Annotated in this window: 1 pseudogene; it reads right to left on the minus strand. The window is 68.7% G+C overall.

Annotated features, from left to right (window positions below):
* Window positions 1-559: pseudogene (locus MOV74_RS40010) on the minus strand (hypothetical protein); the annotation flags it as partial.

Raw genomic sequence — 559 nt, forward strand, 5'->3', positions numbered from 1 at the left:
GGATCGCTGACGTAGGGCGCCAGTACCTCGCGCGCGCGGGCGAACTCGGAGGCGTCGATCGCGGCACGCGCGATCGCGAGCTGGCCTTCGATATGGCCGGCCTTGTCGGCAGGCGTCTTGGCCGCAAGCATCTCGACGCGCTGCAAGCGGTGCCAGGCGGTATCGCCGAGCTTCACATGCGCATAGGCGTCGGCGAGATCGGGGTGCGGGTTGGCAAGCCAGGCGACCTCGACCAGCTTCATGGCACGGCGCACCTGATGCGCCTCGCTCTCGAATTTTGCGGCAAGCACCGCGGCTGGCACCAGGGTCGGCGCAAGCTTGATCGCTTCCATCACGCTCTCGCGCGCGACGTCGCGGTCCATGGTTTGCAGTTCCAGCGCCCGTGCGGTGAGCAGCACACCGCGCTGGCGGCGATAGGCCGGCTTGTCGATCAGGCCCGCGGACAGATTCGAATCGAGAATCGCAAGCGCGCCGCTCCAGTCGCCGCGCGCGCAGCGGAAGCCGAGCACCGCCTGCGAGGCCCAGGTCGAGGACGGCGACAGCTTGATCGCTTCCTCCG

The sequence above is a fragment of the Bradyrhizobium sp. SHOUNA76 genome (assembly GCF_023006445.1).
Lineage (GTDB): Bacteria > Pseudomonadota > Alphaproteobacteria > Rhizobiales > Xanthobacteraceae > Bradyrhizobium.